The organism is Thermomicrobiales bacterium (assembly GCA_037045155.1).
Classification (GTDB): domain Bacteria; phylum Chloroflexota; class Chloroflexia; order Thermomicrobiales; family CFX8; genus JAMLIA01.
Map to the genome: position 1 here is coordinate 1,093,334 of JBAOIG010000003.1, position 17,854 is coordinate 1,111,187.

Genomic DNA, 17,854 nt, shown 5'->3' on the forward strand with positions numbered 1-17,854 from the left:
CACGCCCTCATGTGTGACTGCCAGTCGCACCAATGTCGTGGCAAATCCTTTTCTTGCAGGAGCTTCTGTGGCTTACTATCGTACGTACACGTACGTACACTGCCACAAAAGGAGTCTCCCCGGATGCGGAGTATTGTCGCCAGCGTTATCGTGTTCCTGGTTGTCACGATCGTGCTGCTGCATCGCACCTCAGCACACGACGCCGCGACGCCTCCCTCCAGCGCGATAGCTCCAGCGACCGCGACGGCTTCAGCCTCTCCGCCCCAGGCATCGATGATGATCGGGCAGCCCGCGACCCCGCCTTCGGCCCTTCAACCGACTGCCTCGGTTGCCCCTGTCGCGACGAGGCCAGCGCCAACTGCGACACCACAAGCGAACCCTGAGGCATCACCGGCTGATGACAACGAAAGCTCAGCGACCACCAGCCATGAGACGGAAACCGAAGAGTCGGCATCGACTTCACGCACGCAACTAGCCGCAGACCCGTCCGAAGTTGACTCACTGCGATCGGGTGGCTGGGCTGACGCGATTCAGACACTGGATGGCGGCGTGATGGCAATGGTCATGTCCGGTTCCGCCAACGTTCGCTCGGCGCCGACGGTCAACGCGCCGGTCGTGGCGGAACTCCACACCGGCTGGCCGATCGCGCTCTACGGGGTTGAGGTCGGCGGCAGCGCGGCCGGCACCGATCTCTGGTACCGCACCTGGTCAGGCAACTACATCTCGGCCGCGACAGTGGGGCCATTCGTCGCGCCGCACGCTCCTGAAACATTCGCGGGGCACTGGGTCGAGGTGAACCTCACGACGAACTATGTCATCGCATGGGTCGATGACACGCCGGTGTACGCCGCGACCTCGATCACCGGGAAGCCGGGTTTCGAAACGCCGACCGGGACCTTCTCGATCTTTCGCCGCAACGAGATCGACACGCTCGATAGCGCGACGACCGGGATTGCGGAGGGCGACGTGGAATCCTACCGGTTGGAGAATGTCCCCTGGGTCCAGTATTTTGCGGACGGCGGATTCGCCCTGCATGCGAATTACTGGAGCGACCCGTGGGAGTACGGTTATGCCCGTAGCCACGGGTGCGTCAATCTGATGGTAGATGACGCCGCCTGGTTCTGGCAGTTCCTCTCGATCGGGTCCACTGTCTCGATTCACGAGTAATTCACGGCATCCGTTCTGCGACGCCCGTTGGAGGACACGCCTCGCAACACGGATGGAGCATGCCGATGTCCGAAGCACCATCGATCGACAGCCCCGACGACGCCAGCCGGCCACCAGTCATGTCTGAGTTGACGATAACGCAAGCCCACGAGCTCGAACGATACTACGAGCTCAAGAATCGCTCCGAATGGGATCAGCGCACGCGAGATTACGGCTGGTCGTCCGAAGAAAGCCAGCGAGTCTGGGGCTGGTTTGAAAATCGAGCCGGAACGCGAAGGAGCTTCGACCGCGACCTCTAGAGGTCAGGCGCCGATTCACACCTGGGCAAGCATTCGAGCCAGAACCTGAAGGAGGAGGATCGCGAAGATCGGCGAGATGTCGATCATACCGATCCGCGGCACCACAGATCGAATGGGGCCAACGATCGGCTCGGTCAGCTGGACGAGAAAGCGGGAGATCGGGTTCGTCCCCTGTGGGTCAACCCACGAGATCAGGGCGCGCCCGACGACTGCCCAGGTCATGACCTGCAGAAAGGTAATCGCGATCTGGAGAATCTGCGTCAAGCCCGGCACCTAACCACTCACCAAAACGCCGCCGAACGGTCTCGGTGGCGTAACCTTGCAGCCGAATAGTATCAGTTTGTTCCTCGTGGACCTATCAGCGGCCGGCCCGTCAGGGTTGTTTCTGCTGTGCGCTCCGCCCGCGCTGGCGGCGACGGTGGCCGGATTTCTCGATCTCACCCTCGAAGCTGTCCTGCAACCGCTCGCGATGCGTTCGTCGGCGCTTTTCGTCGGCGTCACCGTGTTCCATCGCCGCCTGATCCCAGATCAGTTCCGCTTCGCCGATATGGATGACATCGCCGGGCTCGACGCCCAGATCCTCGAGCTTGTTCGAGATCCCCGACGCCTCGAGAATGCGTTGAAACCGGTCGGCGGCGTCCTCGCTGGAGAAATCGGTCATCACCAACGTGCGCTCGATCTTGCGCCCGCGCACCACGAAGTGGTGGCTGGACACGCGCTCGGCGACCCAGGCAGTGTCGTCCAGCTCATCCAGCGTGTAGATGCGGCGACTCTCCACCGGGACCAGATCTGCAAGTCGCGGGATATCCTGGAGGCGTTCCTTGATGGCAGCCATCATCTCCGGAACTCCCGCGCCGGTCACACCCGATACGTCGAAGACCCTCTCAACCCGGCCGTCCAGCGCCTCATGCAATCTCGGCAGATTCTCGCGGGTCTCGGCAAGATCGATCTTGTTGATCGCGAGGAACCGTGGCTTGGCGCCAAGCTCATCGGAATAGGCAACCAGCTCAGCATCGATGATCTCAAAGTCGTCGATCGGGTCACGTCCTTCGAGGCCGCCGGAGCCGTCGATGACATGCAGGAGCAGGCGCGTGCGCTCAACGTGACGAAGGAACTCGTGGCCGAGGCCGACCCCTTCGGCCGCGCCCTCGATCAGACCGGGGATATCTGCCAGGACGAAGGTTTCGCCACGACGTCCGCCTACCTCGACGACGCCAAGGTTCGGCTCGAGCGTGGTGAACGGATAATCTGCGATCTTCGGACGCGCGGCGCTAGCAGCGGCCAACAGCGTCGACTTTCCGGCGTTCGGAAAACCAACCAGACCCACATCGGCAATCAGCTTGAGCTCGAGCCGGATCCAGCGTTCCTCGCCTGGCTCACCCAGCTCAGCAATGCGCGGCGCCTGTCGAGTCGAGCTCGTGAAGTGCGAGTTGCCCAGCCCGCCCCTGCCCGCGCGCGCGACGACGATCTCGCTACCCGCCTCGACCAGGTCGGCGACTGGTTCGCCGCTCTCGTCGTCGATGACGATCGTGCCGGGAGGAACGTCAATGTACTTCGTCTCGCCATTCTTGCCGTGCATCTTCTGGTTGCGGCCGGCCTGACCATGGCCGGCACGGAAGTGCGAGGCATACTGAAATGGCAGCAACGTCGCCAGGTGGGGATCGACCCGAAGAATCACGTCGCCGCCCCGACCGCCATCCCCGCCATCCGGGCCGCCCATCGGAACGAACTTCTCACGTCGAAACGAGGCGACCCCACGGCCGCCATCACCAGCAGTGACCTGAATACGCGCGCGATCAACCAGCACCCGAGTGACTCCCTCATCCAGCAAGGCCAGTGTCCGGCCTTCGTGTTGCGCCGGAAGCGTGCCACATCCGGCACTCGAGGCCGTGATAGAGACTATTCGAGATAGTCGCGCAGCTGGCGGGACTTGGTCGGGTGACGGAGCTTGCGCAGCGCCTTCGCCTCGATCTGGCGGATGCGCTCGCGGGTGACGCCGAATTCCCGGCCCACTTCCTCCAGTGTCCGGCTACGACCGTCCTCCAGACCAAAGCGCAGCTCAAGCACCCGGCGCTCGCGTTCGGAGAGCTGGCTCAGGACGCGCTCCATCTGCTCCTTCAACATCTGTTGTGACGCGGCATCGGCAGGCGCGAGCGCCTTCTGGTCCTCGATAAAGTCGCCGAGGCTGGAGTCTTCCTCCTCACCAATCGGCATATCGATCGATATCGGCTCCTGTGAGATCTTCTGGATATCCCGCACCTTCTCAGGCGTGAGATCCATCTCACGGGCGATCTCCTCGGACGTCGGCTCGCGCCCAAGCTCCTGCTGTAGCCTCCTCGATGTCCGGATCAGCCGATTGATCGTCTCGACCATGTGGACCGGTATGCGGATGGTGCGCGCCTGGTCGGCAATCGCTCGAGTGATCGCCTGACGAATCCACCAGGTTGCATATGTCGAGAACTTGAATCCTTTATGGTGCTGGAATTTCTCGACGGCGCGGATCAGCCCGAGGTTGCCCTCCTGAACGAGGTCGAGCATCGACATCCCGCGCCCGACATACTTCTTGGCAACGCTGACGACCAGCCGCAGATTCGCCTCGGTGAGGTCTGTGCGGGCCACATCGCCTTGCTCAACTCGCTGCAGGTAAGTCTGGCTCATCTGTGGCGCGGCTTCGGTCAGCAGCGCAGATGCCTCGTCCTGGTCGATCATTGCGTCCGGCGCGGCGATCCGGCGCTGGATGGAGCGCGGCAACAGGTCCCACTCGACCCGGCGACGGCGTAGCTCCTCCTCAAGCGCTCCGGTGGTGATCCCGAACCCGTCGGCAACGGACTTGAACAACGCATCCGGAAGCTGGGTTATCGGCAAGACAGCGGCAAGCATCCGCATCTTCGAGTCGGCGCGCTGGTCGGGGTAAGCCTCCTGGTAGAGCACCTCAGCAAATCGCCAGCCTTCGGAGAAGGAGAGATACACAGTTCGGCCGATTTGCTCGGCGAACTCGCTGACAGCCTGGCGGATGCGGATATCGGGTCTCTCGGCCCTGCCTTCGGTGAGTCGCAACGCCAGGCGCGCCAGGTGGTCCCTTCGTTCCATCCGCTGTGCCAGATCGACCTCTTGTTGGGCAGTAAGCAGTGGCACACGCCCGATCTCGCGAAGGTACATACGCACTGGGTCGTCGAGGCTGACACCTGAGAGGTCGATATCAGCGATCCGCCTGTCGACGAAGAGATCAAGGCGGCTCTCCCCTTCATCTTCATCGGCATCCTCGGCATCGGCGCTCGGGCTGTCGATCTCATCGGCGACATGACTGTCACCACCGATCGAAATACCGAGCTCCGTGAGCCGCGCCTCGACCGCGTCGCGTGTCGCTCGATCCTTATCGACATCGACGAGTTGGCGAATGTCATCCCAATTCAGGGCGCCATTCGCTTCGGCACGCCGGACGAGCTGATTCACCAGCGATTCATCCACCTCGAAAGCGCCCGGTGGCGGGTCAGCTATGGGGCCGGGATCTGCCTTACGGTCGTCTCGATTGCTCAGATTGTCGGTGTTGTCTGGCACGAAGGGGTCTCCCTGGAGCTACTGGATGAGACTGACCGGTGAACGCCGATCTGTAATGCTGGTCGATCGTCAGCCCGGCGCTTCCCGGGTGACGGCTGAGGGAGGCGGCGCATCGTCGATATCGCGCCGGAGCAGATCGTCGACCGTCTCCCGACGCTGTGTCAGGCGGCTCTCGCCATCTTCAACGAATACAACGGCCGGACGTAGCGACTGGTTGTAATTGCTGGCCATCGCCAGACAGTACGCGCCGGCTGCCGGAATCGCCAGATAATCCCCTCGGGCGAACGGTGGCAGCGCGACACGCTCGATGAGAATATCGCCCGACTCACAATACTTGCCGGCAATCGTCACAGCCGCGAGGTCTCCTTCGCTCGGCCGGCCGACGAGCTCGGCAGTATACGCCGCGCCATACAGCGCCGGGCGGATATTATCCGCCATTCCGCCATCGACGGAGACGTATGTCCGGACGCCAGGAATCTCCTTGCGCGCGCCGATCGTATAGACCGCGACGCCGGCCTGACCGACAATGGTGCGGCCAGGCTCGATTGTCAGCACGGGCGGGGATATTCCGTACTGCGCGGACGACTCTCGAGCGCAGGCTGCCAACGCGGCAACATACTCCTCCACTCGTGTATCGGGATCCGTCGCTTCATATGGGATACCAAGGCCGCCGCCAGGGCTGATCTCGCCGATCTCGACGCCATGGGCATCACGCATCTGTGCCGCGAAACCGAACAGTGCTTCTACGGTGTCGACGAACGGATCGATCTCGAAGATCTGCGAACCGACGTGAGCGTGGAAACCGTTCAGCTGGAGCCCCGGAATTCGCTGGATTCGGCGGACGGCCTCCTCCGCTTGTCCATTCTGGATCCCCAGCCCGAACTTCGAGTCGGGAATACCGGTCTTGCGATAATCGTGGGTATGAACATCGATGCCGGGGTTGACCCGCACCAGCACTGCCTGCGGTTGTGGGCGGCCGGCAGCGAGCTCCGCCAGCATGTCGATCTCGTCGAAATTATCGACGACAACCGTGTCGATCCGGCTATCAAGCGCTAGCCGCAGCTCCGCGGCCGTCTTGTTATTCCCGTGGAAGTGGATCCGATGTGCCGGGAAACCACAGGCGAGCGCGTACGCGAGCTCCCCGCCCGAGACGACATCAAGCCAGAGTCCCTCGTCAGCGATGATTTCGAGCAGTGCCCTGGACATCCCGGCCTTGCCGGCATACACAACGCGCGGACGAACCCAGGCATCTGCGAACGCGCGACAATATCTTCGACATTGCTCGCGGATCGTCGCTGTGTCGAAGACATAGAGTGGCGTGTCGTAGGTGTCCACTAGCTCGGAGAGTGAGACATCAGCGATCCGGAGTGCGCCACTGGAATCGCGCATAGCCGTCATGGGCCAGAGCATCAAGCCCCCTTTTTCGTATCTCCGCGCCGGGTCGGCTTCGAAGAACCCGAAGAGGACGCCGGCCCGTCTGCGGTGATGCAGTCGTCCGAGCCGCGGCGTGATCTCTCAAGTGGCGCAAAGTATACGCCCGCTCGTGCCTCGATACGGGCAGAACTGGCAGTCTCCATCGCTCGGTTTCGTACACTACGATCGACGGCCCGCCATGGACAGGGCGGGGAAGAGAGACCCGGGAGGGAACGAGCATGGCGGGGGACACGAGTCAGGCCACGAGGACCGAGCGCGACTCGCTGGGCGAGCTGCAGGTCCCAGCGGACGCGTATTACGGCGTCCAGACGATGCGAGCGCATCACAACTTTCCAATCAGCGATCTGCGCTTTCCGCGACGGTTCATTCGCGCGCTGGGGCAGATCAAGGGCGCGGCTGCGCGAGTCAACAACGACCTCGGTATCGTCGATCCGCGACTCGCGGACGCGATCGTCCGGGCAGCAGCCGAGGTTGCCGAGGGGACGTTCGACGACCAGTTCATTCTCGACATCTTCCAGACTGGGTCTGGCACGTCGACGAACATGAATGCCAACGAGGTTATTGCGTCCCGCGCCAACGAGATCCTCGGCGAAACACGCAATGGAACGACTCCGGTCCACAAGAACGACCATGTCAACGCCGGCCAGTCGTCGAACGATGTCATCCCGACTGCGATCCACCTGGCGGCCCTGTCGGCAATTGCCGAGGATCTTCAGCCAGCGCTGGAACGGCTCGAGACATCGCTAAGAGCCAAGGCCGGCGAGCTGATGCCGGTGATCAAGACCGGGCGCACGCATCTGCAGGACGCGACGCCAATCCGCCTCGGGCAGGAATTTCTCGGCTATGCGGGGCAGATTGAGCGAGGTCGAGCGCGCGCAGCGGAGGCGATCGGGGAGCTTCGCGAAGTGGCCCTCGGTGGCACGGCAGTCGGCACCGGGATCAACACGCACGCGGAATTCTCCGACCGTGTCTGCCGCATTCTGAGCCACGAGGCCGGGGTTGAGATCGTTGAATCCACGAATCACTTCCAGGCACAGAGCACGCTCGATGGCGTTGTCGCGGCCAGTGGCGCGCTGAAGACGATCGCGGTGTCGCTGCTCAAGATTGCCAACGACATCCGCTGGCTCGGCTCCGGGCCGCGAGCTGGCATCGGCGAAATCGAGCTTCCCGCGGTCCAGCCTGGCTCGTCGATCATGCCGGGCAAGGTGAACCCGGTCATTGCAGAGTCGGTCGCAATGGTCTGCGCACAGGTGCTTGGCAACGACGTCACAATCAACATCGCCGGCCAGTCAGGCAATTTCGAGCTGAATGTGATGATGCCGGTCGCCGTCTACAACCTGCTTCAGTCAATCGAGCTGCTGGCCACCAGCTGTGAGAACTTCGCCGAGCAATGCATCGACGGGATCGTCGCAACAGGCCGCGGACCCGAAATGGTCGAGCGGGGCCTGATGATCGGCACTGCTCTCGCGCCGATCGTCGGCTACGACGCCGCGGCCGCGATCGCGAAGGATGCCGCAAAGACCGGACGGACAATCCGCGAGGTCGCGCGGGAGCAAACCAGTCTGTCTGACGCTGAGCTCGACCGTATCCTCGACCCGGCGCAGATGACCGAGCCGGGGACGACGCTGGCCGGTGGCGGGGGCTGATCGGACAACAGAGTCCGACTGCTTGCTCCGGAAGAGGTGATTCCCGACGAGGTCCGCCTGACCGCTGGAAGGCGGACCTCGACAGGCCGGCCGCAAGACGTCCCGGTCCCACGACCCACCGTTGGGAAATCAGCGCTGACCAGGAACGCGACACCGAATACGGCGCCGCGGACAGCGCAACGAGGGAACATCGTCGTACCCTCATGGGAGCCTGGTATCAAGTAACCGGTCTTCGACGCGGCTGGGAAGCTCCCGGGTGAACGGTAAGCCACCGTCGATTGTCAGGGTATCGTGTAATGTACGTATTTTCTATCGCTGAACGATCTAAATGAGATGCCGTTCGACGCCGATTCTCGTCGCCGCAGCGCGTGCCGAGACGCCGAGCTTGCGGTAAATCGACGACAGATGCGTCGTCACTGTTCGGCGGCTGACGCTGAGCTCGTTCGCGATGTCGCCGTCGGTCAGCCCTTTGGCGACAAGCCGCAGGACTTCGGTCTCACGCCGGCTGAGATGGCGCGGCTCGCCGCCATTCTCTGCAATACCCCACCACCCCCGAGTTCGAGAAACAAAGCCCGACCAGGACGTTGCGCCAATCTGGGCGAATGTGTCGACCGCCTCGTCGAGTGTCGAACGCGCCGCCGTGCGGTCACCTCCACGGTTCTGTAGCTCGGATAGCATGATCATCCCGATCGCCTCCTCGAGGCGATGTCGACACGCCCGCGCCAGATCAATCGAGCTATCAAGCTCGATTCGCGCCTCGGCGACCCGTCCTGCGTGTATCAACGAGCGGGCGAGCAGCCGGTGTGCCGTCACCAGCACAATGGGCTGGCGTGGCGACGATGCTAGCTGTACCGCCTCGTTCGCATACCGGTCGAGATCCGGGAGGTTGGCTGTGGCGAACGCATGGACGGTCCGTGCCACGGCCAGCTCCGCCCGACCCGACACAGCGCCGCTCCAGTTCAGCCAGCGCTCCATCGCATCGATCCAGATCGGCGCTTCCTCCGCGACGCTCCAGAGCACGCAGCGCAACGCGGAGAGATAGAGCAGTTGAAACCCAGCAAGATAGTGGGTCGTGCCCGGGAGGGTCGCCGCGCCGGCCGGCAGAATCTCTGCAACGACGCGAGACAAGAGCTCGCGATCCTCCGAGTGAATGGCGATCGTCGCCAACGCCGGCACGACAATCCAGTTCAGGCGGTCGGCCGGGTTGATCTGCCCGGCTGTCTCCCGCACCGCTTGCCAGTCGCCTTCAATCACCCGAAGCGGAAGAGTTGTTATAGCAGCAGGGGGCATGCCGCCCGAGGGCACAGCGCGGCTCCAGACATCCGCTGCCGCGCGCGCTAGCCAGTCACGCCGCCCGATGTCATCGGCGTAATACGGCAGCGACACAAAGAGCAGTTCGTCAAGATACGACTCACCAAGCTGGTGGCCGAGGCCCACCGAGCCGTAGGCCTGTCGTGCGGCTTCAAAGGCTTCACTCGCGGCCGCAGGCTCGCCGAGCATCGCAAAGCTGATAGCTCGGCCAGTGTAACCGTCGCCAATCCCCGACCGGCTCAGCCCCGGACTCCCGACCGCGGCCGGGGACGAGGCTGGATCGAGGCTATCGGCGAGCGTCAACGCGTCGTGAACGTGGCCGGCAAGGCCGAGCCAGGCAATCAGGGCGCCGCGATGCTCGCCGTATTCGCGCGAACCAAAGCTCTCGACGATCTGCAAGCGACTGTAGTCATCGTCGCTCAGGTGTTCGATTTCAGCAATCGCAGTAGCCATCTCGGCGATGCCAGCTTGCACCTGCCGCAACCAGCATCGCACGAAACCGCGATGGTAGTGCGTTCCAGCAAGAAGCGCCGCGTCGTCCATCGTCAGGGCAACTGAATGAGCCTCGTCAAGCAGGTCGAGAGCACGGTGAAGATCGAGAAAGCGCCACATGAGCGCCGCACGGTACAGTAGCCAACCGACGGCGGCGTCACGGCCCGGGATACCCCGAGTCAGCGCAATCGCGTCCTCGAAGCGCGCCGCCGCAGCGGCCCAGTCTCCCGCCCGCTGGGCCTGCTCAGCAGCTCGCACGAGCCACTCCGCGCCCGCCGGGTCGTGCGCCTGATACAGGTGAGTCGCCACCTCGTCGACGTCGGGATGACCAGCGCTGGCCAGAGCCAATCCAATTCGTTGGTGGAGATCCTGGCGGCGTGTCAGCCCGATACTGTCATAAACCGACTCCCGACCGAGCCTGTGATAAAAGGAAATTGAGCCGGTGGCGGAGACGTCGCGCAGCACATACAGCTCGATTGACCGGTCAATCGTCTGGCGAAACGTCTCGTCGTTAACTCCCGACAGCTCCTGCCAGAGCGGGAAGTGGGCGGGCATGATGTCCTCACCGATCACCGCCGCGATCTCGATCACATCGCGGCCAGCATCGCCAAGTACTGCGATCCGGTTATCGACGATCTGACGGATGAGGGGCGGGATGAGAAGCCGATCCAGCGCCCCGAGACGCCAATCGCCTCCACCGCTCGTCGCCGGAGCCAGCACACCTTCGTCTCGTAGTGTCCGGAGCAGCTCCTCGGCAGCCAATGGAGTCCCCTGGCTCGCGGCGTGGACGTAGTCGGTCAGGCGATCGATATCGGCAGGGGCGAGTGGTTGCCCAACTGTAATGAGCTCGCGTAGCGCCGACCGATCGAGGCGACGCAGCGTGATATGCGTCGCAGCAGACTCACGGACGAGTGAAGGGAGGTGTTGGTAGAGAGGGTGCCCCCGCCCGATATCCACATCGCGGTAGGTCGCAACAATCAATATCGGCATGTCGACGATCTGCCTGGCCAGCTGTCGTAATAGCTCAAGGCTCTGAGGATCTGCCCAGTGGATGTCTTCGAGATGGATGAGGACAGGCCCACGCTGCGCGATCGTCGCTATCCATGCGGCCAATCTGTCCAGCCAGCGCGCGAGGTTATCATCGGTCTGTGAGTCGAGGGCCGGCGCGGCCAGGGCAATAGCATCCGGCGAACGTAGCACATCGCGCCAGATCAAGAACGACGGTGTCTCGCTCAGCTCGTACGCACGACCGATGAACGAGATCGGCGGCTCGTCGGAGTGATCCAATAGAAATTGTCGGACAAGCGCCGTCTTACCGATACCGATTTCTCCGCCGACCAGCGCGAGCAATCCGCGACCCGACCGTGCCGAGCGGAGCGCATCATCGAGGATCTGCAACTCCTGGTCGCGTCCAACTATTCGAGCCCGGCGCTCAGTAGCATTGGATCTATCGTGTGAGTCAGCCATGCGATCGAGCCACGCTCCGAACCCATCTTTCTGGTTTCTCTACGGAACACGTGGCGAGGAGAGCCATCGTCGGGAAGTATAGCGGACGATTTCTCCCTGCTCGGTTCGGCACTGCGGACTTTCGACTATCATCAACTCCGTTAATCGTCAGCCACGTCGCGTCAGCCTCGAAGAACGACAGGAGCCAGCAATGATGGACGATCACCATGTGGCGGAGGCCGTGACGGCAACGAACAACGAGTCAGCCATCGAAGAACCTCCGACCCTGCCTGCTCTCCCCTACCGGGTTGCGCCTGGGACGCGCGTGCGGCTGGACGAGATCAATCCCGACGACATCGGGAATATCGCGACCAAGAAGAAGGCCAAGAAAGAGCTAAAGAAGCTCGTCGGCCAGCTCACATCCCTGCAGGAACGGCTCTACGCCGAGAATCGTCAGAGTTTGCTGGTCGTCTTGCAAGCGATCGACACCGGCGGTAAAGATGGCGCCGTTCGTGGAGTATTCAGCGGAGTCAACCCCGAGGGCGTGCAGGTCTGGTCGTTCAAAGCGCCGAGCGTCGAAGAGCTCGAGCACGATTTCCTCTGGCGCATCCATCAGCGTACCCCGGCTCGACGGATGATCACCGTCTTCAATCGCTCGCACTATGAGGATGTGCTGGTTGCGCGGGTCAAGCATCTCGCGCCGGAAGCAGTGTGGCAGAAGCGGTTCGCGACGATCAACGATTTCGAGCGGATGTTAGCCGAGAACGGCACGACGATCCTCAAGTTTTATCTGCACATCTCGAGGGATGAGCAGAAGCGTCGCTTGCAGTCACGGCTCGACGACCCCGACAAACACTGGAAGTTTGAGCTAGCGGATATCACGGAGCGCGGGTACTGGGACGATTACACGGTGGCGTTCGAGGACGCGATCAGTCGCTGCTCAACCGACCATGCGCCCTGGTTTGTCATCCCGGCCAACGCAAAGTGGTTCCGAAACGTCGCGATCGCCCGGACGGTCGTCCGAACCCTGGAGGCGATGAACCCGCAGTTTCCTCAGAATCCCCAGAATCTCGACGGCATCGTCATCCCGGATTGACCCGCCGCTAGTGGAAGTCGTGCGAGGCCGGCGCGGCAAGGCGCAGCTCGGTCAGCTGCTCATCACTGATATCGCCCGATAGCTCGCCGAGCCGGCCGGCCTGCGAGAGCAGAGCTGCGATCGGCTCGGTCACTTGTGGGCCGGATGCATGTGGCCGGTCGATTGCCACGACATCCTGAGCGATGATATTGACCGTTCCGTCGCGGAGCTGCAGCCGGCCGGTCACGATCAGAAACGGATAACCACGGACAACGGCGCGGTGCTCCTCGTAGACCGGCTGATGAACGATGACATTCGCCAGACCGGTCTCATCCTCCAGCAACATGAACATCAATCCTTTAGCCGTGGCCGGCCGTTGGCGGCAGACGACCAGCCCGGCCAGCCGGACGAGACCGCCGTCGCGTCCACGCTCGAGGTCGGCTGCCCGGACGAGTGGCTGCGGCAGGGCCGGCCGCAGCAGGGCGAGTGGGTGGTGGTGGGGGGAGAGGCCGAGGATATCGTAGTCGGCAATCATTCGCTCCCAATCGGTCATCCCAGCCAGCGCAACCATGTCCTGCCCGGACGGCAGGTCGAGCGCCAGTTGACAGGCGGCCGGCTGCTTGACCGGGCCGACGCGCCGGTCGGGCAAAAACAAGCCAAGTTGCCAGAGCAGCTCGCGGCGACGCAGGCCGAATGAATCGCAGGCGCCAACGATGATGAGATGCTCAACTGCCTCGCGCCGCAGGCGGCTACGACGAGCCAGGTCGATCAGCGACTGGTATGGCCCACCCCGCTCCCGCTCCGCGACGATTGCCCGAGCGATCTCCTCGGAGAGACCGTCCACATGGCCGAGGCCGATCCGTACCGCCTGACCTTCGACAGCGCAGGGGCCGGCGCTGCGGTTGACATCTGGCAGGAGAATGCTGACGCCATGTCGTTTAGCGTCGTTGGCGAAGGCATGCGGCGGATAGAAGCCCATCGGCTGGTTGTTGAACAACGCGCAGGTAAATTCGGCCGGGTAGTAGAAGCGCAGCCAGCATGACTGATAGGCCAACACCGCAAACGCCGCGGCATGGCTCTTCGGGAACCCGTATGCGGCGAAGCCGAGCAGCTTCTCGAACACGCGCAGGGCGATCGTTTCATCGACTCCCTTGCCGGCCGCGCCATCGCGGAACTGATCCCAGAGCCGATCCATCGCTGCCAGCGAGCGCTTGCGGCTCATCGCCCGGCGCAGCGAGTCGGCCTGGCCAGCGCTGAAGCCGGCCAGCGCGACTGCCACTTCCAGCACCTGCTCCTGGTAGAGGATGCCGCCATAGGTCTCGCGCAGGACCGGCTCCAGCAACGGGTGGTCGTAGGTTGCAGTGACGCGCCCCTCGCGGCGCAGCTGCTGGCGAGCTCGGATGTAGGGGTTGACCGCGCCGCCGATGATCGGGCCAGGCCGGACAATCGAGACTTGAACGATCAGGTCTTCCAGGTTGCGAGGCTGCGTGCGCAGCAGGCTCTGGATCTGGGCGCGACTCTCGATCTGGAAGACACCGATCGTGTCACCGCGGCAGATCATGTCGTAGACCTCGCTGTCCTCGAAGTCGATCCGCGACAGATCCACTTGTCCCTTGCCCGTCTCAACAATCAGCTCAAGACACTCTTCGACGAGCGACAACATGCCGAGGGCGAGAAAGTCGATCTTGATGAAGCGGGCGTCGTCGCAGGAGTCCTTGTCCCACTGGCAGACGTAGCGACCCTCCATCGCGGCCGGCTGGACTGGAACCAGCTCGACGAGCGGTTGAGACGAGATGACCATGCCGCCGGAGTGCTGGGTGACGTGACGCGGAAGACCCGCGATCTGGGTCGAAAGGTCGATCAGCTCGCGCCAGAGCGGCGCGTCACGGCGCGACTGGAACTCGGGCAGGCGCTCCATCTCCTCGGCCAGATGGTCGGCTGAGGCGCGTTCGCTGAGCTTGGCCAGGCGATCGAGATCGGTGGCCGGCAGACCGAGCACTTTGCCGATGTCACGGATCGCGCTACGGATGTGGTAGGTCGGGAAGGCACAGACCAGGGCAGCGCGATCGTTGCCGTAAACCTCGTAGATGCGGGCGATCAGCCGCTCACGGATCTCACGCGGGAAGTCGAGGTCGATGTCCGGCACCGACGCCATCTCCTCGTTGAGGAAGCGGCCGATGTAGAGGTTGTGGCGCAGCGGGTCAATATGCGACAGGCCGATCAGATAGCAGATGATCGAGGAGACGCTCGACCCACGCCCGCGTCCCGGCGGCAGGGCGTTGTTCGCCCGCGGCCCGTTGCCACGCACCTCGACGGCCACTTCGCGCGCCAACCGCATGATATCGCGGTAGACGAGGAAGAATCCTGCCAACCCGTGCTTGCGAACCAGCGCCAGCTCATGGTCAAGCCGCTCCCGCGCCGCCGGGTCATCCCCGTATCGCTCAACGAGCAATGCGTGACAGTCGCGGGCGAGGATGGAATCCGGGGACGAAGGGATAAAGGGTTGGGGGCGGGGGACGAGGGACGGGGGACGGGAGTTGTTGGGGTTGTGGGTATTGGAAGTCAGGCGCGCGGGATTGACTACCGACCCTGGAATCTTGTCATCCCGAGCCGCAGCGAGGGATCTCTCCCTCGTTCGCTCGCACCGGCACGGGAGAGATTCTTCGGCTGCGGCCTCAGAATGACAAGACAAGGAAATGGCTGCCGACCGACTGGGCTCGCCACCCTCGACATCCCACACCCCAGGTTCCACGCCCCGCTCCTCCTCGTCCCCCGCATACTCCGGAAACCGGTAGTGCAGGTCTCGCGTGAGGTTGAAGCTGGCGCAGCGCTCGGCGATGCGGAGGGTGTTGGCCAATGCCTCGGGGTAGCGGAGGAAGCGACGAGCGACGATGGCGTGAGGCTGGAGGAAGAATTCGGAGTTTGGCCGGCGTAGCTGGTGCGAGGCGTCCAGCGTCGTCCGGTTGGCGATAGCGACGAGGACGTCCTGCAGGCGGTGGCGGTCGCGAGTGGCGTAGTGAACGTTGCCGGTCGCGACGTAGCCGAGGCCGGCCTCGTCTGCCAGATGGACCAGCCGGGCAATCCGGGCGACGTCGCCGTGCGCGAGATTGTGCTGCAGCTCAACGAAGACATCCTCAGGGCCGAACACCGCGCGGTACTCATTCAGCAGGCGGCGGGCGGCATCAAGCTGGCCGGCATCGACCAGCCGGGTCAACGCGCCATTGCGACAGCCGGTCAGCAGAATCAGCCCCTCGACGTGCTCGCGCAGAACGTCCCAATCGAGGCGCGGCGCCAGCCGGGGGCTGGTCAAATGGGAATGGGAGATAAGTCGTGAGAGATTCGCGTAGCCGGCCTGTGTCTCAGCCAGCAACGTCAGGTGCGAGCCGTCGGCCATCGTCAGCTCAGCACCAGTGATCGGCTGGATGCCAGCGCCACGCGCCGCCTGAGCAAACTCCATCGCGCCATGCAGCCCGTCGTGATCGGTCAGCGCCAGCGCGGCATAGCCCAACTCTGCCCCGCGCTCGACCAGGTCACCCGGCAGCGACGCGCCGTCGAGGAAAGAGAACGCGGAGTGCATGTGCAGCTCGACGTACATGGCGAGGGCCGATCAACCGGCGGGCGGGTGCGAGAGGCCCGTGTGTTGAACCGGAGCAGCGGCCTGCGGGACAGGCCGGATCCTGTCCGCACGAACCCATCGCGCGCTCATCATTCTCCCCAGCGTCCCACCCGCTAATAGCTCTGCTCGAACCATTCGCCTGTGACGAGGTCCTGATAGATCGTTCGTGAGACGCCCCCTTCCAGAACGACCAAGAAGTAGCGCCGGCTGATTTCCTCGCGCCACCACTCGTCGTCGATCCGCCAGACATCGAGGACGCTGGCTACTCGCAGGCGCTGCCGGCGGCGGATGACGCGCCGTGGCAGACCCCGCTCATCGGCCTCGACCTCCAGCTCCTTCGGCTGATTGAGCGTCCGAACCAGGCTCTCGGGATCGGATCTCTTCCTCCGCCGACCAGACAGCGCCATCTCCTGCCTCCCCGCGCCCGGCTACTCACGAGCCAACAACCCCCAGCGGCGCTCGGGGATGCGCGACCATGGCTCGACTGGCGTCAGGCTGAAGAGCGGCGAGAGGCTATAGCGCTGCTTCAGCTCATCGACTACCTCGTCGATATCCTGCTGGCGGCGACGGCGCAGGTCGGACTCGAACAATTGCCGCTGGCGGGCGTAGATAGTCGTCAGGCCGGATAGTTCGAGTGCAATTTCCTCGACTGGCCCCTCGACGGTCAGTCCGGCCAGCCGGCCGGCCAGCAGTCCTGCAAGCCGCTCGGCGTCGCCGATTGCGCCCTTGAAGACAACCACCCGCTCCCAGGAGCGCTGGCCTTCGATCAGCAGCTGGATCCGCGCTTGCCGCGCGCCGCGGCTACGCATCGCATGGCGAGCGCAGATCCGCCGGGCAAGCTGGCGCACGCCGAGCAGCAGCGCATCGATCTGCACGGTTGGCGCTGGCAGCGCCAGCCGCTCAACAACCTGCTCAACCGGCTCGAGCGGTCGGAAGGGAGCGCTATCGATCCCGTTGGCGAGCTCCCAGGCCCGATAGCCATCCGGCCCGAATTGCGCCTGTAGCTTGCCGGCCGGCAGGCGGGCAATATCGCGCAGGGTATAGAGGCCAAAGCGCTCCAGCCGGCGAATCATCTCTAGCGACACTGGCAAGACATCAACCGGATTGCGAGCAAGGAAAGCACGCGAATACACCTCGGGAACCAACCGATAGCCGCCCGGCCGGGCACGCCGCGCCGCGACAGCAGCGACGAACTTGTTCGCCCCCAGACCCAGGCGCGGCCGCAATGCTGGCGGCGCCGCGCCGAGCAGTCGTTCGACGACGCCCTCTAATCCGCCATAGAGCCGCTCCAGACCGCGCAGGTCTATCCATGCAAGGCCGGGTTCACCCTGCTCGATGCCGGGGCTGACATCGAGCAGGGCATCCAGTATCTCGGCGAAGACGGAGGCATAGTAGACCGGGTCGGCGCTCAGAATGACCGCCCGCGGGCAGGCGTTGATTGCGTCACGAACGGTCATGCCGAGCCGGATGCCCTCGGCCGTTGCTTCGGGCAGGCACTCGACAATCAGACGCCGCTGGGCAGTGGCGTCGGTCAGGGCCAGCGGCAGCCCGTCCAGCTCGGGATGTCGTACACTTTCGATCCGGAGTGGAAAATCCGGGACGACGATACAGGCAATGGCAAGGTTGGTCATGGCATTGGTTTGCCACTTATCCACCACGGTACTGCTCCTCAGATGTTCCTGTCCTCAGGGGCCATCTACCCGTCCGTCCACAGATTAGAACACATGTTCTAATTTTACAAGGTGTGACTCATTGTCACCCAGGCGGACAAGCGGGATCGCCGCCCCATGACGACCCGACCAGACATCGA

The 17,854-nt window shown here is 63.5% G+C and carries 12 protein-coding genes; 4 read left to right on the forward strand and 8 right to left on the reverse strand.

Annotated elements, in window-relative coordinates; all coding sequences use genetic code 11:
* The first annotated feature begins 123 nt into the window (after window positions 1–123).
* On the forward strand, window positions 124–1,167 hold the full coding sequence (locus tag V9F06_08340) for a L,D-transpeptidase family protein (GenBank protein MEI2617624.1): 1,044 nt from the start codon (window positions 124–126) through the stop codon (window positions 1,165–1,167).
* A gap of 65 nt (window positions 1,168–1,232) precedes the next feature.
* Window positions 1,233–1,466, forward strand: a complete 234-nt coding sequence (locus V9F06_08345; protein MEI2617625.1) for a hypothetical protein — start codon at window positions 1,233–1,235, stop codon at window positions 1,464–1,466.
* Between the two features lie 15 nt (window positions 1,467–1,481).
* On the opposite strand, the gene V9F06_08350 is transcribed toward V9F06_08345, so the two are convergent.
* The 4 genes from V9F06_08350 to lysA all read right to left on the reverse strand — a co-directional run bounded on the left by V9F06_08350 (window position 1,482) and on the right by lysA (window position 6,434).
* Entirely contained in the window at window positions 1,482–1,730 is a 249-nt protein-coding gene (locus tag V9F06_08350) for a YggT family protein (protein MEI2617626.1), read from the reverse strand.
* Between the two features lie 109 nt (window positions 1,731–1,839).
* Window positions 1,840–3,273 carry a GTPase ObgE gene (gene obgE, locus V9F06_08355; protein ID MEI2617627.1) on the reverse strand — a complete coding sequence of 478 codons (1,434 nt, stop codon included), beginning with the start codon at window positions 3,271–3,273 and terminating at the stop codon, window positions 1,840–1,842.
* A 92-nt stretch (window positions 3,274–3,365) separates the two neighbouring features.
* Complete coding sequence (gene rpoD, locus V9F06_08360; protein ID MEI2617628.1) at window positions 3,366–5,024, reverse strand: RNA polymerase sigma factor RpoD; 1,659 nt, start codon at window positions 5,022–5,024, stop codon at window positions 3,366–3,368.
* Window positions 5,025–5,093: 69 nt separating this feature from the next.
* Window positions 5,094–6,434, reverse strand: a complete 1,341-nt coding sequence (gene lysA, locus V9F06_08365) for a diaminopimelate decarboxylase (protein MEI2617629.1) — start codon at window positions 6,432–6,434, stop codon at window positions 5,094–5,096.
* Window positions 6,435–6,676: 242 nt separating this feature from the next.
* On the opposite strand from lysA, the gene V9F06_08370 reads away from it, so the two are divergent.
* Window positions 6,677–8,104, forward strand: a complete 1,428-nt coding sequence (locus tag V9F06_08370; GenBank protein ID MEI2617630.1) for a class II fumarate hydratase — start codon at window positions 6,677–6,679, stop codon at window positions 8,102–8,104.
* A gap of 324 nt (window positions 8,105–8,428) precedes the next feature.
* On the opposite strand, the gene V9F06_08375 is transcribed toward V9F06_08370, so the two are convergent.
* Window positions 8,429–11,374 carry an AAA family ATPase gene (locus V9F06_08375; protein ID MEI2617631.1) on the reverse strand — a complete coding sequence of 982 codons (2,946 nt, stop codon included), beginning with the start codon at window positions 11,372–11,374 and terminating at the stop codon, window positions 8,429–8,431.
* Window positions 11,375–11,564: 190 nt separating this feature from the next.
* Here V9F06_08375 and V9F06_08380 point away from each other — a divergent pair, with 190 nt between their 5' ends.
* Entirely contained in the window at window positions 11,565–12,449 is an 885-nt protein-coding gene (locus V9F06_08380; protein ID MEI2617632.1) for a polyphosphate kinase 2 family protein, read from the forward strand.
* A gap of 7 nt (window positions 12,450–12,456) precedes the next feature.
* Here V9F06_08380 and dnaE read toward each other — a convergent pair whose 3' ends face one another.
* From dnaE to V9F06_08395, 3 genes are all read right to left on the reverse strand, one after another.
* The gene (gene dnaE / locus V9F06_08385; GenBank protein ID MEI2617633.1) at window positions 12,457–16,023 is read right to left on the reverse strand and encodes a DNA polymerase III subunit alpha; all 3,567 of its coding nucleotides are present in this window, start codon (window positions 16,021–16,023) and stop codon (window positions 12,457–12,459) included.
* Window positions 16,024–16,157: 134 nt separating this feature from the next.
* Window positions 16,158–16,451, reverse strand: coding sequence for a hypothetical protein (locus tag V9F06_08390; protein ID MEI2617634.1), 294 nt, complete (start codon window positions 16,449–16,451; stop codon window positions 16,158–16,160).
* Window positions 16,452–16,472: 21 nt separating this feature from the next.
* Window positions 16,473–17,699, reverse strand: coding sequence for a DNA polymerase Y family protein (locus tag V9F06_08395; protein MEI2617635.1), 1,227 nt, complete (start codon window positions 17,697–17,699; stop codon window positions 16,473–16,475).
* Window positions 17,700–17,854: the final 155 nt, after the last annotated feature.